We start from the raw sequence: 20291 nt of genomic DNA, 5'->3' as shown, positions 1-20291 counted from the left end.
CGCATCAAAAGTTCGCGGTCGCGCTATTCGTCGAGTCCGAAGGCCTCTGAAACCTGGTCGATAGTGAACTGGCTGCGCAGCTTAGTCGCCGTGTTCTGATTAGCAAACATCCCGGGCTTCCAAAAACCTTGCTCCCGCGGTACTGCGTGAGTCCATTGAACGGGCACGGACCATTCAGCTAAATCATCATCTTGGTCACCTTCGTGACGGTAAGATCCCACCAGTGGAAGTGCTGTCAGTGCCGTCTCGGTGCCGTCGTAGAGGACAGTGGTCTCATCAAACCGTTTCGCTTCACCCAGTACCGTGCCCACTCCGACGTACCCATTTTTGGGGATACAGGTAAATACACGGGCGCCAGGCGTGAGATTCTTCAACGTACGCGAGAACCACTTCTCACCCCCGGCAGATATGAACCCGTATTTCATTCCGTCAGTCCATTGCCTTCCTTCGGGTGAATCCCCGAAGGAGACATACCAGTCCTGACCATTCCACGGCTCACGAGACTTGCTCTTCCGTGATGTAGCGGCCGAGATGGCGGGTTGCACTTCGTGCTCTACGAGCCAGGTACGGGCAAGGTACGAGGCCCCGTTGTCGTGGAAGTGCCGGAAGAACACCACGTTGATCGGAACACCGAAGTCTTCGTTCAGGAACCGCACGATCCGCTCCGTTGCGGCATCAACAGATGCTGCCACAATAGTGAAGACCTGGGCGGTGTTCACCTCGGCGGCACACTGCCGGACGAGGTGAAGACCTGGGCGGTGTTCACCTCGTCCGGCAGTGTGCCGCCGAACTGCTCGTTGAAGGCTTCTTCCAACGCAATACCGGGCCGATAATTGGCGAAGATCTTGGTGATCTCTGCTCGACCCAGCGTGGCGACCCAGGAGCCGTAATCCAGTGTCTGTGCGGTGACATCGCGCGGTGTCCGATCCCGCTTGAGCTCGATCACATGAACCGCAGCAGTCTCATCGAGCGCCAACAGGTCGATGAAACCTCCATGAGCGGTCGGCACCTGGCGTCCAATAATCAGCAGAGTTTCACCCAGCATTGTCGGATCAGACTCGATATACGATTCCAGCTGGGCTTCCAGCCCAATAGCGGTGGGCGTGATGCGGGTGAGGTGGTCGCCGTCAGCACGCCATAATCCCATCTCCATACCCATTAGGAACGCTCCACCAGCCGCTGCACGGCAGGATCGTACACGTAGTCGGTGATCTCGCCGGACATGATCATGCTGATCGCTTGGTTGATCACGTTCAATGGCACGACAAACCATTCGGAGGGGTCGTAGTTCTTTCCCTCACGATCGATTTGGGTGATATCCAGGCGGACTGAGGCGAAGACTCGGTGCAGCAGATGCTCTAGCGCTGAAGCACGCAAGTTGTATGCCCGATAGTCGGCCACAATTTCCACTGGAGCCATCAAGTATGTGGGGCTGCCTGCCGCGTTCGCGATGCGCTCTTGGACTGTGGTGGTGCTGAACCCGATCTTGTGCAGGTTCTGGATCGAGGAAACCTGCGGATCAATGCTCAACGAGCGAAGCACATAGACATGGCCGGATTCCTGATCAGCATCCCCCACCTCTGAGGCATCATGTCCAGTCCGGACCAGTGTTTGGCCATCATTCTCGAAGAGCCGCTGAGACAACGACTGCCGATACATCGACGATTCAGTCCCATTTTCGAAGACAATACGAAGTCGTTGCTTACGCTTGAACTTGTCTTGGTTCGGAGTCAGGTTATCTTCTCCGACCTCGGCGATGAGGAGCATGACGCCGTTGAGGACGAAGAACTGTCCCTCGGTAATCGTGTGCAAACCTTTGAAAGGAATGAGGCGGAACTCGTTCGCGACTAGCTCAGCATGTTTGGCCTTGAAAAGGTGTTCAAACCGTTCAAAGTCAGTCGCTTTCTTCCGTCGAGCAACTGATTCCGCTTCCCTGCGCGATGCCGACTGCGGCAGATCAGAAACGTCGAGAAGACCCAGATCATCATCCAACAGATCCAACCCATCCGAACTCAGCAACTCGTCCAACGAATCCGGTGTTTCCGGGAACTCAAGCAACCCCAGCTCATCCAGAGGCTTCAACACAGAGATTTTCTCTTCACTGGCCAGAATTCCTTCCAACCGGGCACCGAGCTTACGCTCGGCAATCTCCCGAGTCGTGGAACTGGGTGGACGCCCATGAGACTTGTTGAACTCGACAATCTCCAAGAAAGCGCGTTCCAACCGCCCCTTGGCGGTGATCTTCCTCGGCTTCTCAGGAGTATCAAGCAACCCATCAAGATCAGAATCGATCAGCGACTGAATATCCAACACCGGCTCAGCGGCATCCAGTCCTGGGGTCACGTCTTCTTGTTCGCTCATGCCTCGTTGCCCACCTGTGTTGCTCGCTGGTTCGCCAAATGCTGCTGCTTCTTCCGCTGCAAGAACAGCAGCGCTTCAGCGTATCTCTTCTCCGTCGGGTCCTCGCTACGAACGTCAGGCTTACGCCCATTGACCTTCACCCAGGCCTGGATCTTCGGCCACAGCTGCAACGCTTCTTGCTCCGTAACCTCCACCCGGGTCGCAGTGATGGTATCCGAAATAATACGCAGCACATTCGGAGTCACCGATTTGCTCATCACTTCAAAGGCCCGCTGGAACGGATTAACCGAATCGATCAGGTTGATATCAATGTCATCGATATTGACGAACTTCTCCGCCATCTTGATGAAGCGCTTGTCCCCCACCTCACGCACCTCACCATTCTTGATCACGGAGTCAACCACGACCTGCTGGCGGACTTCCTCGACCTGAGCTTCGGTCAAGTCCGGGTATTTCTCACGGATGATTTTCGGAATCAGAACCTTGTTCGTCGTTTCCGGGTCAAGGCTGCCAGCAGCCGCCTTGGCAAAGGTGTCATCCTGCAGGATCGTAGCCTTCAAATCGTTCAGATCCGTTGTCACGATCTGCCGCACCCGCGCAGTGGAAGGCTCCTTGAAGCCCTTGATTTTCAGTTCGCCTGGTTTCGGTGCATCATCGTTGCCCCGCTTGGTCTTGAACGTGAAGTTCGGCGCCAACACCTGCTCCATCAGCAACGACGCAGTAATTGCCTTCAAGATGTTGTTGACCGACAGTTTCACCTCATCGGTCGCCGCATCAGGCTGGGCAATCAGATTAGTGAACTGGGCATGGGACTTGCCCTCACTATCACGGGTCACCCGCCCAATGATCTGGATAACCTCAGTGAGCGAAGCCCGGTACCCGACAGTCAGGGCATGCTCGGCATAGGGCCAGTCAAACCCTTCCTTCGCCATCCCCAACGCAATTATGATGTCCACCGCATCACGGTTCTTTGAAGCCGTATGCGCTAGGTAGTGCAGGGTATCGCCGCGCTTCTTCTGGTCCGTGTCATCGACCAAATCAGCCACCTGCACCATCTGTCCGGTGTCCCGACGGCGCACGCTAATAATCCCAGTGTCAGGATCGGTGCTTTCAACCTGGCCGATGGCATCGATGATGAACCCGACTTCTTCGATCTTGTCCTTGGTGGACTCCCCCGAGTTCACGTTCGGGATATGCACGATGGTTTTCTTATCCAGGTCGAGGACTTCCTCAATCGCCTCGGTATACCGGCCCTGGTAGAAATGGTGGCCAATACCCAAGGAATGCAGGTACTCGTACCCGTTGAGCTGGTCATAGTAGTTGAACGTTACCGGGGTGAACTTCGCTTCATCCTCCGGGGACAACACCGGAACGGAATCCCCACGGAAGTAGGAGCCGGTCATCGCGACGATGTGAACGTCCGACCCGTTCATCACATCACGCAGCAGCGCACCCAGTCGTGAGTTCTCTGTATCAGCGGAAACATGATGGAACTCATCGATCGCCAACACCGTACCGTTGAACGCTTCGGGAGCGAGTTTCTCGAACGCGAAGCGCAGCGTCGCATGAGTACACACCAGCACCGCATCAGGACCGGTCAGGAACTTGATGAACTCATCAACCTTGCCCGCCGACGAACCGGCATCGCACAGGTTATGCTCGTCCTTGATCTCCCAGTCAGCCCAGAAACCGAACTTAGTCAGGTTCGTAGATGCGAACGAAGCGCCGATAGAGCGTTCAGGGACCGCAACGATAACCTTCTTGCGGCCTTGGTTGTAGAGCTTGTCCAGGGCAACGAACATCAGTGCACGGGATTTGCCTGAGGCCGGAGGAGCCTTCACCAGCAAATGCTGGGCCTCCCGCTGGGCAAAGACCCGTTGCTGCATCTCACGCATCCCCAACGCATCGGTATTCACCGACGCTTTCGTCTGGGCGTAGGAGACGTTGACGATGTTCGCTGGCTTCTTCAACGCGTTCACTGGGCTACTGCTTTCTTCGACGCACGAGACTTCTTGACCGGTGCTTTCGCTGCCTCTTCAGCACTCATCTGCTCATAGAGGGCAAACAAATCAGACAGCCGCTGCTCGTCCGTTTCATAAGGCTTCTTGGAATAGATCGAATCCACCAACACGTCCACCGCAGCGTGCGCGTCGCGGAGGTCTTGCGGCATCAAATCTGGGTCATACAACTCCGCCAGCGTCTTCTCGCAGTGATACTCACGCACATCCAACACTCTCAGAGCCGCAACCGTCAGCTTCTCCTTCATCGCATCGGATAAAGAAGGGACAGGGAAATTGTTGTAAACGATCGTATTCGAGTACTGATAGTCCTCACGCATCCGTCCCGACACTGCATTGACCCATGCCATGTGAATTTTCGACATCAATAATGCAAAGACCCAAGGTTCCGCGTCATAGACGGCGAACCCCTTATTCGATATCACAGTGTCGGGGCCGAGATAACCCATTGGAATATACTCACGACGGCCCGACGAGATACTAGGGACGATGATCGAGTCTGTGGGTTTGTAGCTGATTTGAACGAATCGATGCGGTTGTGAAGCAAATGCCGCGGTACTTGCGGCCTTGCTTTCAGCGCGATTTTCGCCGACTTTCTTCAGTCGCGCTCCAATCGCAGAGATGGCACTGGCTTCAGCGGCCTGTCCATCTTCAATCCAAAGACAGTAACGTTCGCCGTCATTGATGATTTCGGAAGAACCTACATATCTCTTGATGAAAAAATCGGCTCGCGGATCGGCCGCAATCATTTCTGAACGTTCTTCCGCCGAAAGAATCAGGCCACCGCCATCGCGCGGCATCGACCCAAAAGCCATGCTCGGGAGGCTGCGGTTAAGCGGCATACTCCGACGCTCCATGAAGACAATGGGACCATCAGCTAGATACCCGTTAATGTTGTCCGCAGCGATCTTCAGATCATCTGTATAGAGATACTTTTGTTCAGAGGACTCATTCCTCAGTCCAATGACAGCAACGGTCACGCCCGCGTTTCTTCTGGCGTTGTTTTCCCATTTGAATGACGTGTAGGCGAAGCCGATTTCAATTCCTTGAGCGAAAATCATTGGGAACATCAACGAGACATGCTCACCTTGGGATACCGAGTTAGTTGTAACGAACGCCAGCTCAGCATGCTTGTCCCGAATGTAATCAGAGCCTTTCACGAACCATAAGGCAATGTAATCCAAGTTTTTGTTGTAGGGGCGACTACCGAAGACGAATTCGTAGTCTTCTTTTTGTTCCCTGGTTTGTACTTTTGCCCCTACATACGGTGGGTTTCCGATTAGGTAGATCTCACCACCGTCATTCGGACAGACCATATTCCAATCGACGCGTGTCGCGTTGCCCTGGACGATTTGCCCGGCTTCCTTCAACGGGATCAGCTCAATCTTGAGATTGAACTTCTCGTAGAATTCAGCGTTCATCTGGTGCTTGGCAATCCACAGTGACAGGATCGCGACTTCTACAGCGAAGTCGTCGATTTCGATGCCGTAGAAGTTCTCAATATTGATGCGGGACTCCAGGGAGATCCGCTGGTGTTTGACGCTCAAGTCACCGAGGCGTTCAAGGATGGCGTGCTCTAACTGGCGTAATTGCTTGTAGGCGATGACTAGGAAGTTCCCTGACCCACAGGCCGGATCGAAGATCTTAATCTTGCCGATTCGATCCAGCAGCTTCTCCAGTTGAGGCACCGAGTTGTACGCGTTGCCGAACTGCTCCTTTAACTCGTCCATGAACAGCGGTTCAATGGTTTTCAAGATGTTCGGTACCGAGGTGTAATGCTGTCCCAGGTTCGATCGCTTACCAGGGGTGACGATCGCTTGGAACATCGACCCGAAAATATCCGGATTGATCTCACGCCAAATCAACGACCCGGCCTCAAGCAACAGGTCACGTGCTTTCTTCGTGAACTGAGGGACAGTCTGCTCCGCGGTAATTTGGAAAAGCCGGCCATTGACGTACGGGAACGCTGCCAGATGAGCAGGTTTCGCAGAAGCGAACTGCGTATCCAATGCAGTGAACAAGTCCGTCAGGAATTCAGCAACATCCGAACCATCCGTTTGGGTATGTGACCCGACAGCGTTAGTGAACTGGTTCTCGGTAAAAATTCCGGTGTCTTCAGCGAAGAAGCAGAACAGCAACCGCGTGAAGAACGTATTCAGCGCGTGACGCCCCGTGGGATCCTCGAACAGTCCGGGATTGGCTTGGAGAAGCTCATCGAAGAGTTTTCCCATGCGTTCTGCCGCTTTGACATCCGCGTGTGCTTCGGCGACATACTGGGCTTTTTCCATCCCCGCCCAGGGAAGGAAGAATGTAAAGTGCTGATCGATCTCCCGGATGGGGATCATCAGAGTCTCATTGGTCTTGGTATCAATTGCCACCAGCTCGGCGAAGTCGGTAACGATGACGAACCGGGTGTTGTAGCGCACCACTGTCGGGGACGTGCGGAGTTCTTCAATGACCGTCAGAGGGTCCTTGGTGGTTTCCTTGAAGTAGACCACATTCTTCTGGGCCACTTCAGTCGCCGGATCTTCTGCAACGTTCAAAGAGCCATTGCGCAACCGGGTGATATTGCCCTGGGCTCTGCCATAAGCCGCCAGCAGGTCGAAGATGAATTCCCGGGTGTAGGTTTCTTGGCCTCCCAGGGGAGCGACACGTTCCTCGACAGCTTTGAGATTGAGCTTTATCAAAGCAACTCCTTCTACCGAGCCCCCGGCTCCGGCCTCATTACAAACCCTTGCTCGTCACCACGAATGCATTGAACCATGTAGCGGCAAGTTAGTCCTACTCGAATCTTACCGGTGTGCTGGGACAACTTGTTATTCCAGGCTCTTCAAAAAGCCTGCCCAAGCATCCATAATTCCCATGCCCTGGAAAAAATGAATTCATCGATGTTCCAGAAACGCGAATTTGATCGTTGGACCGCCTCAATACCGGTGTCCGGTTCCGCGCTACTGAGTCTAGCGAGATCGTTTCGATCAGTCGCACAGCTCGGGATGGCACGATCCTCCATCCCCAAACTACCTTGTCGTAATCAATCATTCCCGATTCAATTCTCTGAACCTTAGGAATACACATGTTGGCAACGTTGTGGTCAGGGCTATCCGCTTAAACTACGCGACAGAATCAAGCCATGGTGGCTCAGAACCGATTCCAAAGCCCCGAGACTCAACTTCGACAGATTATTCTGCACCGTCGTCTAAAGGATGAACTTTGCGGTGAATAGGCTTCTGTGAGAAGTCGAACCATGCCAGCGCCGCTACTAAGCACCATTCGGAGCATGTCAATGTCATGCCAAGCTGAGCTCACCTAGGAGCTGATTCGACCATAATGAGTCAGTCACGAACGGTGATCAGGGGAAGTCCGGACCGGAAGGAACATGCATCAGCTGTTTCTGTTCTGCTTCCGGTACTTGTCGTTCCTGGTTAGTTTCAGAGCGAGACAGTTCCTCGGTAAATGTTGACGTAGCTTGGAACGACCAATTCAGCTTTTCTATCGTCACTGCAATCGATCGTTCGCGACTACTCTGGCCTCGCAGTACCCGGCACCCAGGTGCGCGGTACGCGATGCGCGGCCTCCAGCTGTAGCTGACCGCGCAATTGCTGGTCTGCCGCCACTGCGGCGGCGGTGCTGAAGGACAACGGCGGCTCGATTGTTAACTTCGGTTCCGGCTCGGCCATGGTTGGCCAGCCGACCCAGGCCGCCTACGCTTCGGCCAAGGAAGCCATCCGCGGCCTGTCCCGCGTGACCGCCAATGAATGGGCGGCCAACAACATCCGCGTCAACGTGGTCTCCCCTATGGCGCTGACCGACGGGGTCAAGGCCTGGAGCCAGGCCTTCCCAGAACTATACGAGCAGTCGCTGACCAAGGTTCCTCTGGGCCGCTTCGGCGATCCGGAATCCGATGTCGCACCGGTTGTCGCCTTCCTGCTCTCGGATGACGCCAAGTACGTCACCGGCCAGACTCTCATGGCAGATGGCGGGGCCAACAAGCTCTACTAAGCCAACAGACTCCCGCACACCCTGGCTCCGCAACGAGCGGAGCCCGGGGCATGATTCGGGAAACAGCGTCAGCGTTGACACAATGTTTTGCCAGCAGCCAGTACGCGGGAAACAATGGCTGCAGGCAAGAGATTGGAAAGCATCGTGGCACTTCGCGTCCTGGTTCCCTGGCAGCATCTTGCAGAGCAACTGCAGCTGCCCGGCATCGAACCGATCCTCTGGCACATCAATGATGACCCCGAGGATGCCCCGCCGGCTGACGTGCTGGTCACCGAACGTCCGAGCAATCCGGAACTGCGCTCACGAGTCTCGCGTATCAAGGGACTGAGGCATGTCCACCTGCTGTCCCTCGGCTACGAGTGGGTACTGGAGCATCTTCCTGAAAAAGTTTCGTTAACCAATTCCAAGGGTGCCGTGGAAGATGCCACCGCCGAACACTGCCTCGCCCTGATTCTGGCATCCCTGCGCCAGCTGCCGCAGGTCGGAAAGCAGCAGCGTGAAAAGAAGTGGACCCGGACCTGGACCAGCTCGCTGCACGGATCAAAGGTAGTACTCCTCGGCGCCGGTGGAGTAGGCAGTGAAATCCGTTCGCGGCTGCTGCCCTTCAAGCCTGCCGAGATCACTGTTATTGCCCGCACCGAACGAGTTCATGAACAGGGCTACAAGATCCATTCCCTCGATCGGCTCTGGGCCTTTCTCCCCCTTGCTGATGTGGTGATAATTGCCCTGCCACACACCAAGGAAACCGAGCAGCTCATTGACACTCAATTCCTCGCTGCAATGAAGAACGGCTCACTGTTGGTCAATGTGGGACGCGGTCCCATCGTCGACACCGAAGCCTTGCTGGCCGAGCTGCAGACAGGCAGGTTGCACGCGGCTTTGGATGTCGCCGATCCCGAGCCGTTGCCGGCAGAACATCCGCTGTGGAATGCTCCGTACTGCATCATCACCCCGCACATGGCAGGCGACACCCATATGTTCCTGGATTTGGTGTCCCAGTTGGCCGTGGAGCAAGTCCAGGCTCTGGCCGCCGGTGATTCCATCGCTGAGCTGCAGGTGCTGCCCTAGCGCATCATCCGGACGCCGATACTGCCGATCATGCCGGAGCCCATGCCAAACGCGCTAAATACCTACTCCTTCCCACCGTTGAATCCACCCGACGTGCCCCGCAGCACGACGGCTGTGCAAGAATGCACAGCCTAAAACACCTTCCTGTGCAGCTTTGCCGTTGACAGTCCAGAGAGGCCCCTCCTACGCTGAAAATGTAACCTGAATCACCTTTCAGGTTTGGGGAATCACACTCAGCACATTCGGGGCCACCACCTTCCAGGACGCGCCCCATGAGGAAAGGCACGTCACGTGAAGCGAACCAGCAAGGTTGCATTGGCCCTGGTGCTCTCGACAGGCATGGCACTCACCGCCTGCGCACCCACCTCCGATCCGGCAGCCGCCGGCGACGGCGACGCCGCGAGCAGCGTCAATATCGGCATTGTCTACTCGAAGACCGGGCCGCTGGCGGCCTACGGCGAGGCCTACTACGAAGGGCTGCAGGCGGGCCTGGACTACGCCACCGAAGGCACCGGCAAGGTCGGGGACACCGAACTGAACATCACCTACCATGATGACGGCGGCGATCCGGACAAGGCTGTCACCGTCGCCAAGGAACTGATCGGCAAGGACTACAAGATCTTGGCCGGCACCGCTTCCTCGGGCATCGCGCTGAAGCTGGTGGAGCAGGCCGAGCAGAACAAGGTGCTCTACATTTCCGGCCCGGCCGCCACCGACTCGATCACCGGCGCCAACAAGTACACCTTCCGCTCCGGCCGCCAGTCCATGCAGGACGTCGCCACCGCCGGCACGTTTGTGGATGATCTGGACGGCAAGAAGGTCACCGTCTTCGCCCAGGACAACGCCTTCGGCCAGGGCAACCTTGCCGCCGTGGACGCACTGCTCGGAGCCCAGGGAGCGAAGGTCGAATCCATCCTGGTGCCAGAAGACGTCACCGAATTCACCCCATTCGCACGCCAGCTGGTTGATGGCGACCCGGACCTGGTCTTCGCGGCCTGGGCCGGCACCACTTCCGGTTCCATGTGGCAGGCTCTGGACCAGCAGGGCGCCTTCGACGTCGCACCAATTGTCACGGGCCTGGGCGATATTGCCACCTACGGCGCCTTCGGCGATGCCGGAGAGAAGATCAGCTTCCTGAACCACTACTTCCCCGGAGCTGCCGGCACCGACGCGGAAAAGGCCATGATCGACTCCATCGAAGAAGCAGGCAAGGAAGCGGACCTGTTCTCCCCTGACGGATTTGTCGCCGGGCAGATGATCGCGCACGCCGTGGAAGAGGGAGGTGCTGACGTGGACTCCATGGTCGGCGCGCTGGAGGGCTGGAGCTTCGAAGGACCGAAGGGCACCACCACGGTGCGCGCCTCGGACCACGCGCTGATCCAGAACATGTACCAGGTCTCGCTCTCCAAGGACGGGGACAAGTGGATTCCGGAACTGGTCGAGACCATTGACGGCGAGCAGGTGGCTCCGCCAGAAGCCAGCAAGTAAACCCGCTGTCCATCCCAATCTTTGGAAAGGAGGCCACGGCATGAGTTCAACGGCACCAGCCCTGGAACTGTCCGGCGTGGGCCTGCAGATCGGCGGAGCAAGGATCCTCGAGGATGTGAGCTTCACGGTGCAGCCCGGGGAGATGATCGGCGTGATCGGCCCGAACGGGGCCGGCAAGACCACGCTGTTCAACCTCATCTCCGGGGTGCTCAAGGCCACCGGCGGAACTATCGCCATGGCCGGACGCACCTTGGACAAGCTGCCCGTCCACCGGCGGGCCGCCGCCGGGCTGGGCCGCACCTTCCAGACCTCCTCCCTGTTCAACGGGCTGGATGTCATGGAAAACGTCAGGCTCGCCGCCCAGGCGAAACTCGGCGGATCGCTCTCCGTGCTGGCCTTCCCGCGGCGCCATGACGAGGCGAGCACCATTGCCGCCGAGTGCCTGGAACAGGTGGGGCTTTCCCACCGGGCCAAAGTGCGCACCGCAGACCTCTCCCATGGGGACAAGCGCAAGGTGGAAATCGCCATGCTGCTGGCCGCAGACCCCACGGTGATCCTGCTCGATGAGCCGATGGCCGGGGTGGGCATGGGAGATGTGCCTTCTCTGGTGGAAATCATCCGGCGGATGCACCGCGAGTCCGGGCGCACCCTGATGATGGTCGAGCACCACATGGATGTGGTGCTCGGCCTGGCCGACCGGGTGGCGGTCATGCACAACGGCACCCTGCTGGCCATCGACTCCCCCGAGGCGATCATCGCCAATGAAACCGTGCAAAGCGCTTATCTGGGACAGGGGGCCGCGTGATGGAGAACAACATTCGCCCGATCCTCAGCGTGGAAGGCCTGCAGGCAGCCATTGACGGCTCCCAGGTGGTGGAATCGGTCAGCTTCCAGGTTCCTGCCACCGGGATCACCGCGGTGCTGGGCCGCAACGGCGTGGGCAAGACCAGCACGCTGAAGGCACTAATCGGATTGATCACCCGCACCGCGGGCACCATCGAGCTGGACGGCGAGCGCATTGAGAAGCTGCCCACGCACAAGATCATCCGCCGCGGCGTGGGCTATGTGCCCGAGGACCGCGAGGTCTTCTCCGCGCTGAGCGTGGCAGAGAACCTGCGTCTGGCCGAACGCGACGACAGTCCGCGCCGCGCCCTGGTGGAACAGCTCTTCCCTGATCTGGTGAAGCGGGCCAACCAGGCTGCCGGCTCGCTGTCCGGCGGGCAGCAGCAGATGGTGTCGCTGGCCCGGGCGCTGCTCAACGAGAACAAGCTGCTGCTGGTGGACGAGCCCACCAAGGGCCTGGCCCCGAAGATCGTGCAGGAGGTGGCCGAGGCGCTGGCCGAAGCGGCGAAGACCGTGCCGATCCTGCTGGTGGAGCAGAACCTGCCGGTGGTGCGGCAACTGGCCGACGGGGCGCTGGTGCTCTCCGCCGGCCAGGTGGTGCACCGCGCCGACTCGGCCCGCGAATTCCTTGATGATCAGACACTGACCCAGCGCTATCTGGGCGTGCAGTCCGAACCTGCGGCCAACAATTCCGGGCATCAGATGCCCGCAGGAGGTGCACGATGAGTACCCTGGTTCTCTTGCTGATCACCGGTGTGGGGCTCGGTGCCCTGTACTTCCTGGTGGCCTCCGGCCTGTCGCTGATCTACGGGCTGATGGGCGTGCTGAACTTCGCCCACGGCGCGTTCCTGACCCTGGGCGCGTTTGTCGCCTGGGAATTCTCCCGCCGCTTCGGCGAGGGGTCTTGGCTGATGTTCCTGCTCTCCTTGCTGATTGGCGCGATTGTGGGCGGGGTCTTCGCGGCCCTGACCGAGGTGGTGCTGATCCGGCCCCTGTACAACCGGCACATCGAGCAGGTGCTGGTCACCGTGGGGCTCTCGCTGGCCGCGGTGGCCATCTTCGAGGGCGTATGGGGCACCGACCCCCAGTACCCGGCGGGACCGGCCTGGCTTTCGGGCACCACCGGGATCCTCGGGGCGCAGATCCCCAATGACCGCTTCGTGACGATCATCATTGCGCTGCTGGTGCTCGCAGGCATCGTGCTGTTCTTGAAGAAGACCCGCTACGGCATGATCATCCGGGCCGGAGTGGAGAACCGCTCCATGGTTACGGCCCTGGGCATCGACGTGCGCAAGGCCTTCACCCTGGTGTTCACGCTCGGCGGCGCTGCCGCCGGCCTGGGCGGGGTGCTGGCCAGCCACTACTTCGGCTACGTCTCCCCCGCACTGGGCGGCTCGCTGCTGATCTTCGCATTCATCGTCACGGTGATCGGCGGGCTGGGCTCGCTGGCCGGCGCGGCCATTGCCTCCGTGGTGGTGGGCGTGCTGCAGCAGCTGGCGAACTTCTACTGGGGCGTGGGCGATTTCGTGGTCATCGTGCTGCTGGCAGTCGTCCTGCTGAGCAAACCGACCGGATTGATGGGGAAGATGGCATGAACACGCAACCAACGAACACCTCGGAAGCCATGGACACGCGTCCTGCGGACCCCGGGACCGGCTCTGCGCCGCTCGAACCGGGCGCTGAACCCCAGACCGGCCAGGCCAGCCAGGCAGGCACTGCCACCAAGCTGGCACGCCGCGTGCGGGTAGCTGACCCAGGCCCACGCACGGCCGGCGGCCGGATCGGTGTCTGGGCTGCGGGCATCGGCGGGATCATCATCCTGGCGCTGCTGCCGCTGCTGAACATCAGTGTTCCCGGCCTGCTGCCCACCCCTACGTACCAGCCCGGAGCCCTGCAGCTGCTTTCCCTGTGCCTGCTGATGGCGGCCGCCGCGCTGAGCTACCACCTGCTCATCGGGGTGGCGGGACTGCTGTCCTTCGGCCATGCCCTGTACTTCGGGGCAGGCAGCTACGGGCTGGCCATCATCCTGAACACCTTCGGCCTGCCGCTGCTGCCCTCCATGGGCCTGGCCCTGGTGGCCGCGCTGCTGCTCTCCGCACTGACCGGCATGGTGGCGCTGCGCGTCACCGGCATCCCCTTTGCCATGGTCACCCTGGCCTTCGCCCAGGCAGGCAGCGTGCTGGTGCGACGCAACCCGGGAGGGGCCACCGGCGGCGAGGAAGGCCTGAGCCTGAATACCGCCGGCGTGCCTGGCTTCCTGGTGGGCGTATCCAATACCCGCAACCTGTACTGGCTGGCGCTGCTGACGCTCATCGTGGTGTTCGCGCTGGTCAGCTGGGTGCAGGCAGGACGCGCCGGGCATGTGGCTGCCGCGGTGCGCGAGAACGAGCTGCGCGTGCGGGTCCTCGGCCTGCAGCCCTACCGGGCCAAGCTGCTGGTGTTCGTGGTCGGCGGAACCCTCGCCGCCCTGGTGGGCATGGTGTTCCTGCTGCTGCAATCCGGCACGGTTCCGCGCCAGGTCTCCGCGGACTTCACCATCACGCTGCTGGTGATGGTGGTGCTCGGCGGGGTCGGCTCCAAGTGGGGCGCGGTGCTCGGCGGGGTGATCTACACGCTCCTGGACCAGCGGCTGACCACGCTCTCGCAATCCCCGGCGCTGGATGCCCTGCCACCGGTGCTGCATGTGCCGCTCTCCGAGCCGCTGTTCATCCTCGGCACGCTGTTCATCCTGGTGGTGCTGTTCATGCCCGGCGGCCTGGTCGGGGCAATCCACCGGCTGCGCGGCCGCTTCTCGAAGAAGCAGGCCTAGATGGATACCGCAGCCATGCCCCCAGCGGGGCTGCACACCCTGGGCCGCTGGACCACCGACCGGGCGAGAACCAGCCCGGAACGCATCGCCATCGATGACCGCGGGGTGCTGGTCACCTACCGCGAACTCGATGAGCGGGCCGAGGCCCTGGCCGCCGCCCTGCGCGCCGCCGGCTACGCCCCGGGGAGCCGGCTGGCCACCCTGTCCGGCAACAGCGCCGAACAGGTGATCGCGTTCTTTGCCTGCGCCAAGGCCGGGCTGGTGCTGGCTCCGCTGTCCTGGCGGCTGACCCCGGCCGAGCTGGCAGACCAGCTGGTCACCGCCGATCCGCTGCTGTGGATCGTGGAAGACGAGTTCATGGCCCTGGCCGACTCGGCCCGCGCCCTGCTGGCCGCGGAGATCCCAGTGGTCCGCATGGGCCACGGCGGCCTGGAGCTGGAGGTCCCGGCCGCCACCGGACTTGCCCTTGATGCGTCGACTGCCATGGTCCGCGCGCCGCAGGACGAGGACCCGCTGCTGATGCTGTTCACCTCGGGTACCGAGGGAAAAGCCAAGGCAGTGCAGCTGAGCCACGCCAACTGCTTCTGGAACAACCTCGCCCTGTCCCGCACCCTGGACCTGACCAGCCAGGACACCGTGCTGGCGGTGCTGCCGCTGTACCACAGCGGAGGCTGGAACATCCAGCCGCTGCTGGCCTGGTGGACCGGGGCCACCGTGGTCCTGGAGCGCACCTTCGATGCCGGGCGGGTGCTGCAGCTGCTGGCGCACCGCAAGGTCACCACCATGATGGGCGTGCCCACGCACTACCTGGCGCTGGCCAGCCATTCGGCCTTCGCCTCCACCGACCTGGACACGCTGCGCGTGGCCGTGGTGGGCGGAGCACCTATGCCGCCCAGCCTGCTGCGCACCTGGCACGCCCGCGGGGTGAAGCTGGTGCAGGGCTACGGGCTGACCGAAGCCGGACCCAACGTGCTCTGCCTGAGCGCAGAAGATGCCGTGGCCAAGAGCGGCTACGCCGGACGCCCCTACCCGCACGTCGAAATCCGCGTGGTGGACCCGGCCACCGGAGCCATCCTGTCCGGGGCCGGCACCGGGGAACTGCAGGTGGCCGGACCGAGCGTCTTCTCCGGCTACTTCCGCGACCCGCAGGCCACCGCGGCGGTGCTGTCCGGCGGCTGGCTGCGCACCGGGGACCTGGTGCAGCGCGACGAGCAGGGCTACATCAAGGTCATCGACCGGATCAAGGACGTGTATATCTCCGGTGGCGAGAACGTGGCGCCCGCAGAAGTGGAACAGGTGCTGGCCAGCCACCCTGCCGTGGCCGAAGCCGCCGTGCTGGGCATCCCCGACAGCACCTGGGGCGAGGTGGGCGCCGCATTCATCGTGCTGCGCCCCGGCACCCACGCCGATGCCCAGGAACTGGCCGAGCACTGCGCTGGTTCATTGGCCAAATTCAAGGTGCCGGCCCGGTTCACCTTCGTGAACCAGCTGCCGCACACCGGGATCGAGAAGGTCTCGCGCTCCAGGCTGCGCGGCCGCCTGCCCCGGCTGCCCGAGCACGAATCACAGAACAGAAGGACACCATGAGCACCGCACCGCGCACCGCGCCACGCACCGAACGGGGCACCCGCACCCGCGCCAAGCTGATCGCCGCGGCCGAGCAGGTTTTCGCCACCTTGGGCTACCACGAGGCATCGATTGTGAAGATCACCGAAGCCGCCGGCGTCGGCTCGGGAACGTTCTACCTGTATTTCGACAGCAAGCAGCAGATCTTCGATGACCTGGTCGAGGACTTGAACCGCCGGGTGCGCAACGCCATGAGCGCCGCGGCCAGCCAGGAAACCGACCGGCTGGCCGCCGAGCGGGCAGGGTTCCGGGCCTTCTTCGGCTTCACCGCCACCCACCCGGCGCTTTACCGGATCATCCGGCAGGCCGAGTTCGTGTCCCCCGGCGCCCTGCGCCTGCACTATTCGCGCATTGTGGACGGCTACATCCAAGGGCTGCAGGCATCCCAGGCCGCCGGACAGGTCAGGGACATGGACCCGGAGGTCGCCGCCTGGGCGCTGATGGGCATCGGCGAGCTGATCGGCATGCGCTGGGTGCTCTGGGAACAAGCCGGAGCAGACGGCACGCACCCGGATGTCCCCGAGCAGGTCTTCGAGGAAATGATGGACTTCATCAATCGTGCACTGGCCCCCAACGGCCAGCTGCCAGCGGAAGGAACACAGCGATGACCAACAGCGCAAACACACCCGGCAGCGCCGCAGACTTGTCCGGACGGCGGGCACTGGTCACCGGCGGCGCCTCGGGCATCGGCCTGGCCTGCGCCATCGAGCTGTCCCGCCTGGGAGCCACGGTCACCGTGGCCGACCTGGACGGGCAGGCAGCGCAGGCGGCCGCCGAGAAGGTCGGCGGCATCGCCTGGGCCGTGGATCTGTCCGATACCGCGGCCTTGGAAGAGCTCAGCCTGGACACCGACATCCTGGTCAACAACGCCGGGGTGCAGCGTGTGGCGCCAATCCACGAATACGCACCGGAAGATTGGCGGCTGATCCACCGGCTGATGCTCGAAGCGCCCTTCCTGCTGATTCGCGCCGCACTGCCCGGCATGTATGAGCGCGGCTTCGGCCGGATCATCAACATCTCAAGCGTGCACGGGCTGCGCGCCAGCGCTTTCAAGAGCGCCTACGTGGCGGCCAAGCACGGGCTGGAAGGGCTCTCCAAGGCCACCGCCCTGGAAGGCGCCGAGCACGGGGTGACCTCCAACTGCATCAACCCCGGCTATGTGCGCACCGCACTGGTGGAAAAGCAGATCGCCGACCAGGCCAAGGTGCACGGCATCGACGAGGCCGAGGTGGTGCAGAAGATCATGCTCACCGAGGCGGCCATCAAGCGCCTGGCTGAACCGGAGGAAGTCGCCTCGCTGGCCGGGTGGCTGTGCGCCGAGCAAGCCGGCATGGTTACCGGCGCTTCCTACACTATCGACGGCGGATGGAGTGCCCGATGAAGACTTATCGAACCACCACAGTCCCGGTCACCGGCGGGCAGCTCCAGGTAGGCCTGTGGGGCCCGGAGGACACCAGCGCCCCGACGGTGCTGCTGGTCCATGGCGTCACCGCCTCCCACAAGGCCTGGGGCCGGGTGGCCCAAGCCCTGCCCGGGGTGCGGCTGATCGCTCCGGACCTGCGCGGGCGCGGGCGCAGCAACCAGCTGCCCGGTCCCTACGGCATGCCGGCGCATGCCGTGGATCTGGCCGCCGTGGTGCGGCAGCTGGCCGGCGGCCCGGTCGCAGTGGCAGGGCACTCCATGGGCGCCTTCGCTTCCCTGGTCTTCGCCGATAACTACCGCGACCTGGTCTCCTCGCTGCTGCTGGTCGATGGCGGCCTGCCCCTGCAGGTGCCGCCGGGACTGGATGATGACCAGATCGTGCAGGCGGTCCTCGGCCCCGCCGCCGAACGCCTGGCTATGGAGTTCGAATCCGTCGAGGCCTACAAGGAATTCTGGGCCCCGCACCCGGCGTTCGCCTCGAACTGGAACGAGCTGGTGGACGAATACCTCGAATACGACCTGCACGGCACCGCACCGCACCTGCGCCCGGCCACCAGCTATGAGGCCGTCGCGCAAGATACCGCGGAACTGCACCGCGGCGCCTCCCTGCTGGCAGCGCTCCAGCAGCTGCACCATCCTGCCGTGTTCCTGCGCTCGCCGAAGGGGCTGCTCGGGGCGGAGCCCGGACTCTACGAGGCGGAGTATGTCAAAGAATGGGGACAGCGGTTGCCGGAGCTGGCCATCGAGGAAGTGCCCGGCACGAACCACTACACGATCGTGATGGACTCCCCCGGAGACCAGATCGTGGCCGGTCACCTGCGGGCCATGCTCTGCGCGGTGCGCACCTAGCTCCAACTGGCTATCCCGCCCGGCAGGTGAATCCTGCCGGGCGGATCCCGCTGGCACAGTTCGCGTGGCGCGGGCGGCCGGCAGCCGGGCTGCAGTACTAAGCTGGTCTACACCATGGATTACAGGGCCAAGACACACCTCAGCGGCGGGCGGGAACGCGCCATTGCCGAACCGAGCCTGAATGGCGAGGACGAATTCCGCATCGATATCGAGCGCATCCGCTTCTCCCCCTATTTCTCCCGGCTGTCCTCGGTCACCCAGGTGATCCCGCAGGCAGGATCCGGCACCCTGGTGCACAACCGGCTGACCCATTCACTGAAGGTCTCGGCGGTGGCCCGCTCCATCGCCATCCGGCTGCGTAACGCCGATGAATCAACTAGAAGACTCATCGACCATTTGGGTGGCTGCGATCCGGTGGTCGTGCAGGCCGCCGCGGCGGCCCACGACCTGGGGCACCCGCCCTTCGGCCACCTCGGCGAGCTGGAGCTGGACCGCGTGGCCCGGGGATTGCTGAATCTGCCCGACGGCTTCGAGGGCAACGCCCAGACCTTCCGTATCCTCACCGCGCTGGACAGCTGCGATGCCACCGCCCGCGGCATGAACCTCACCCGCGCGGTGCGCGCCGCCGTGCTGAAATACCCTTGGACCCGCAACGAATGGCGTGCCCTGGCCCCGTTGGCTCCCGAGATGCTGCCGCGCGGCGTGGGGACTGACCCGGCGGCCGGCGCTTTGAAGTATTCGGCCTATGATGTCGATGCCCATGAGATGGCCGATGTGCTCTCGGTGTTCCCCAATATCGGCCGGCACCAGCAGACCTTGGAGAGCTCGGTGATGGATATAGCCGATGACATTGCCTATGCCGTGCATGATCTCGATGACTTCTACCGTGCCGGGGTATTGCAGTACACCAGCGTTTCGGCGGAATTGCGCGCCTGGCTGGAGCAGTCCCGGGAACTGGGTCAGCTGAAGCAGGCAGAACTCGATGCCCGCCGCCCGGGCCACGCCTTGGAGGAAACGTGGCGCAGGGCACTGGCCAAGGATCCATGGATCGCGGATGCGCAGGCATTCCGCGACTCCGTCGAACGGGTGGGCCATGACCTGGTCGACGGGCTGCTGGCAGTGCCCTATGACGGCGGACTGGAAGCAGATCGCGCAGTCACCGCGTTCACCCGACGGTGGATCGAGCGGCTCCAGACCTCGGTGACCGTCGAGCAGACCCCCACCGTGCGCAGCGGGCATGTCCGGTTGGGCGATGAGGCCTGGCATGACGTGATCGTGCTGAAATTCGTCCATGCGCGCTTCGTGCTAGAACGCCCGGACTTGGCGGTGTACCAGCGCGGGCAGACGCGGATCATCCGTTCGCTGGCCGAAGGGTTCCACACCTGGCTCAATGATCCCGATGATGCCGGACGCGCCCCGCGCCGGCTGCTCGATTCGGTGGAAGCGGCCACCGAGGAATACCGGCACCTGCGCGAGCTGTCCCCCGAGCTGTTCCGCCAGGCCGGGCCGGACGAGGTGCAGCGCCTGGGCCAGTCCCGGGCCATCGTTGACTACATCGCTTCCTTCACCGATGCGCAGGCGGTCTCGCTCAATGCGTTGCTGACCGGCACCGCGGATAACCTGTGGGAGGCCGGCCGCGGGCTGTAGTTTGTACCTTTTCAGCTCGTCAATACCGCATCCGATGACGGGTCGACGCAACTAAATCGGGCAACAATTGCCCAGAGGCATAACGGCCGGGTCCTTCCAGCCCAAATGCGAAGGCGGCTGACCCTCGCGCAGTGGCGAACGTCCGGCTGCGGGACCGAGCG

16 protein-coding genes and 1 pseudogene are annotated in these 20291 nt (G+C 61.6%); 12 read left to right on the top strand and 5 right to left on the bottom strand.

All coding sequences use genetic code 11. The annotated features are described in order from the left end of the window. Positions 1–23: 23 nt before the first annotated feature. The 5 genes from EKH49_RS16805 to EKH49_RS02770 are packed head-to-tail and all read right to left on the bottom strand — an operon-like array spanning position 24 to position 7066. The gene (locus tag EKH49_RS16805) at positions 24–719 is read right to left on the bottom strand and encodes a hypothetical protein (RefSeq protein ID WP_236641013.1); all 696 of its coding nucleotides are present in this window, start codon (positions 717–719) and stop codon (positions 24–26) included. Continuing rightward, complete coding sequence (locus EKH49_RS16800; protein ID WP_236641012.1) at positions 716–1159, bottom strand: endonuclease NucS domain-containing protein; 444 nt, start codon at positions 1157–1159, stop codon at positions 716–718. The genes EKH49_RS16805 and EKH49_RS16800 overlap by 4 nt, the downstream gene beginning before the upstream one ends. After that, complete coding sequence (locus EKH49_RS02780; RefSeq protein WP_128469619.1) at positions 1159–2361, bottom strand: GIY-YIG nuclease family protein; 1203 nt, start codon at positions 2359–2361, stop codon at positions 1159–1161. The genes EKH49_RS16800 and EKH49_RS02780 overlap by 1 nt, the downstream gene beginning before the upstream one ends. Continuing rightward, a complete protein-coding gene (locus EKH49_RS02775) occupies positions 2358–4277 on the bottom strand; it encodes a DEAD/DEAH box helicase (RefSeq protein WP_236641011.1) in 1920 nt (639 codons plus the stop codon). The genes EKH49_RS02780 and EKH49_RS02775 overlap by 4 nt, the downstream gene beginning before the upstream one ends. A 59-nt stretch (positions 4278–4336) precedes the next feature. Beyond that, on the bottom strand, positions 4337–7066 hold the full coding sequence (locus tag EKH49_RS02770; RefSeq protein WP_201739547.1) for a DNA methyltransferase: 2730 nt from the start codon (positions 7064–7066) through the stop codon (positions 4337–4339). A 931-nt stretch (positions 7067–7997) separates the two neighbouring features. On the opposite strand from EKH49_RS02770, the pseudogene EKH49_RS02765 reads away from it, so the two are divergent. From EKH49_RS02765 to EKH49_RS02710, 12 genes and pseudogenes are all read left to right on the top strand, one after another. Next, a pseudogene (locus EKH49_RS02765) lies at positions 7998–8378 on the top strand (SDR family NAD(P)-dependent oxidoreductase); the annotation flags it as partial. A gap of 144 nt (positions 8379–8522) precedes the next feature. Then, complete coding sequence (locus EKH49_RS02760; RefSeq protein ID WP_161567433.1) at positions 8523–9446, top strand: 2-hydroxyacid dehydrogenase; 924 nt, start codon at positions 8523–8525, stop codon at positions 9444–9446. Positions 9447–9785: 339 nt separating this feature from the next. Beyond that, on the top strand, positions 9786–10934 hold the full coding sequence (locus tag EKH49_RS02755) for a substrate-binding domain-containing protein (protein ID WP_128469897.1): 1149 nt from the start codon (positions 9786–9788) through the stop codon (positions 10932–10934). A 40-nt stretch (positions 10935–10974) separates the two neighbouring features. After that, positions 10975–11739 carry an ABC transporter ATP-binding protein gene (locus EKH49_RS02750; protein ID WP_128469616.1) on the top strand — a complete coding sequence of 255 codons (765 nt, stop codon included), beginning with the start codon at positions 10975–10977 and terminating at the stop codon, positions 11737–11739. After that, positions 11739–12503: an ABC transporter ATP-binding protein gene (locus tag EKH49_RS02745; protein WP_128469615.1), complete on the top strand. Its 765-nt coding sequence runs from the start codon at positions 11739–11741 to the stop codon at positions 12501–12503. Before EKH49_RS02750 ends, EKH49_RS02745 begins: the two co-directional genes overlap by 1 nt. Continuing rightward, complete coding sequence (locus tag EKH49_RS02740) at positions 12500–13372, top strand: branched-chain amino acid ABC transporter permease (protein WP_128469614.1); 873 nt, start codon at positions 12500–12502, stop codon at positions 13370–13372. The genes EKH49_RS02745 and EKH49_RS02740 overlap by 4 nt, the downstream gene beginning before the upstream one ends. Beyond that, positions 13369–14586: a branched-chain amino acid ABC transporter permease gene (locus EKH49_RS02735; protein ID WP_236641008.1), complete on the top strand. Its 1218-nt coding sequence runs from the start codon at positions 13369–13371 to the stop codon at positions 14584–14586. Before EKH49_RS02740 ends, EKH49_RS02735 begins: the two co-directional genes overlap by 4 nt. Beyond that, positions 14587–16173 carry a class I adenylate-forming enzyme family protein gene (locus EKH49_RS02730; RefSeq protein ID WP_236641007.1) on the top strand — a complete coding sequence of 529 codons (1587 nt, stop codon included), beginning with the start codon at positions 14587–14589 and terminating at the stop codon, positions 16171–16173. Continuing rightward, positions 16170–16820: a TetR/AcrR family transcriptional regulator gene (locus tag EKH49_RS02725; RefSeq protein WP_128469613.1), complete on the top strand. Its 651-nt coding sequence runs from the start codon at positions 16170–16172 to the stop codon at positions 16818–16820. The genes EKH49_RS02730 and EKH49_RS02725 overlap by 4 nt, the downstream gene beginning before the upstream one ends. Then, the gene (locus EKH49_RS02720) at positions 16817–17593 is read left to right on the top strand and encodes a 3-hydroxybutyrate dehydrogenase (RefSeq protein WP_128469612.1); all 777 of its coding nucleotides are present in this window, start codon (positions 16817–16819) and stop codon (positions 17591–17593) included. Before EKH49_RS02725 ends, EKH49_RS02720 begins: the two co-directional genes overlap by 4 nt. Then, a complete protein-coding gene (locus EKH49_RS02715) occupies positions 17590–18483 on the top strand; it encodes an alpha/beta fold hydrolase (RefSeq protein ID WP_236641006.1) in 894 nt (297 codons plus the stop codon). Before EKH49_RS02720 ends, EKH49_RS02715 begins: the two co-directional genes overlap by 4 nt. 114 nt (positions 18484–18597) lie before the next feature. Beyond that, a complete protein-coding gene (locus EKH49_RS02710; protein ID WP_128469610.1) occupies positions 18598–20130 on the top strand; it encodes a deoxyguanosinetriphosphate triphosphohydrolase family protein in 1533 nt (510 codons plus the stop codon). The last annotated feature ends 161 nt before the right edge of the window (positions 20131–20291 follow it).

This window comes from Glutamicibacter sp. HZAU (assembly GCF_004100365.1).
Lineage (GTDB): Bacteria > Actinomycetota > Actinomycetes > Actinomycetales > Micrococcaceae > Glutamicibacter > Glutamicibacter nicotianae.
This window is presented reverse-complemented; position numbering and strand designations above follow the sequence as displayed.

Excerpts from the sequence above, each read along its gene's own strand:
- EKH49_RS02730 (WP_236641007.1), top strand. The coding sequence starts at position 14,587 with ATGGATACCGCAGCCATGCCCCCAGCGGGGCTGCACACCCTGGGCCGC.
- EKH49_RS16800 (WP_236641012.1), bottom strand. The coding sequence starts at position 1,159 with ATGGGTATGGAGATGGGATTATGGCGTGCTGACGGCGACCACCTCACC.
- EKH49_RS02715 (WP_236641006.1), top strand. The coding sequence starts at position 17,590 with ATGAAGACTTATCGAACCACCACAGTCCCGGTCACCGGCGGGCAGCTC.
- EKH49_RS02740 (WP_128469614.1), top strand. The coding sequence starts at position 12,500 with ATGAGTACCCTGGTTCTCTTGCTGATCACCGGTGTGGGGCTCGGTGCC.
- EKH49_RS02780 (WP_128469619.1), bottom strand. The coding sequence starts at position 2,361 with ATGAGCGAACAAGAAGACGTGACCCCAGGACTGGATGCCGCTGAGCCG.
- EKH49_RS02745 (WP_128469615.1), top strand. The coding sequence starts at position 11,739 with ATGGAGAACAACATTCGCCCGATCCTCAGCGTGGAAGGCCTGCAGGCA.
- EKH49_RS02755 (WP_128469897.1), top strand. The coding sequence starts at position 9,786 with ATGGCACTCACCGCCTGCGCACCCACCTCCGATCCGGCAGCCGCCGGC.
- EKH49_RS02725 (WP_128469613.1), top strand. The coding sequence starts at position 16,170 with ATGAGCACCGCACCGCGCACCGCGCCACGCACCGAACGGGGCACCCGC.
- EKH49_RS02710 (WP_128469610.1), top strand. The coding sequence starts at position 18,598 with ATGGATTACAGGGCCAAGACACACCTCAGCGGCGGGCGGGAACGCGCC.
- EKH49_RS02720 (WP_128469612.1), top strand. The coding sequence starts at position 16,817 with ATGACCAACAGCGCAAACACACCCGGCAGCGCCGCAGACTTGTCCGGA.
- EKH49_RS02735 (WP_236641008.1), top strand. The coding sequence starts at position 13,369 with ATGAACACGCAACCAACGAACACCTCGGAAGCCATGGACACGCGTCCT.
- EKH49_RS02750 (WP_128469616.1), top strand. The coding sequence starts at position 10,975 with ATGAGTTCAACGGCACCAGCCCTGGAACTGTCCGGCGTGGGCCTGCAG.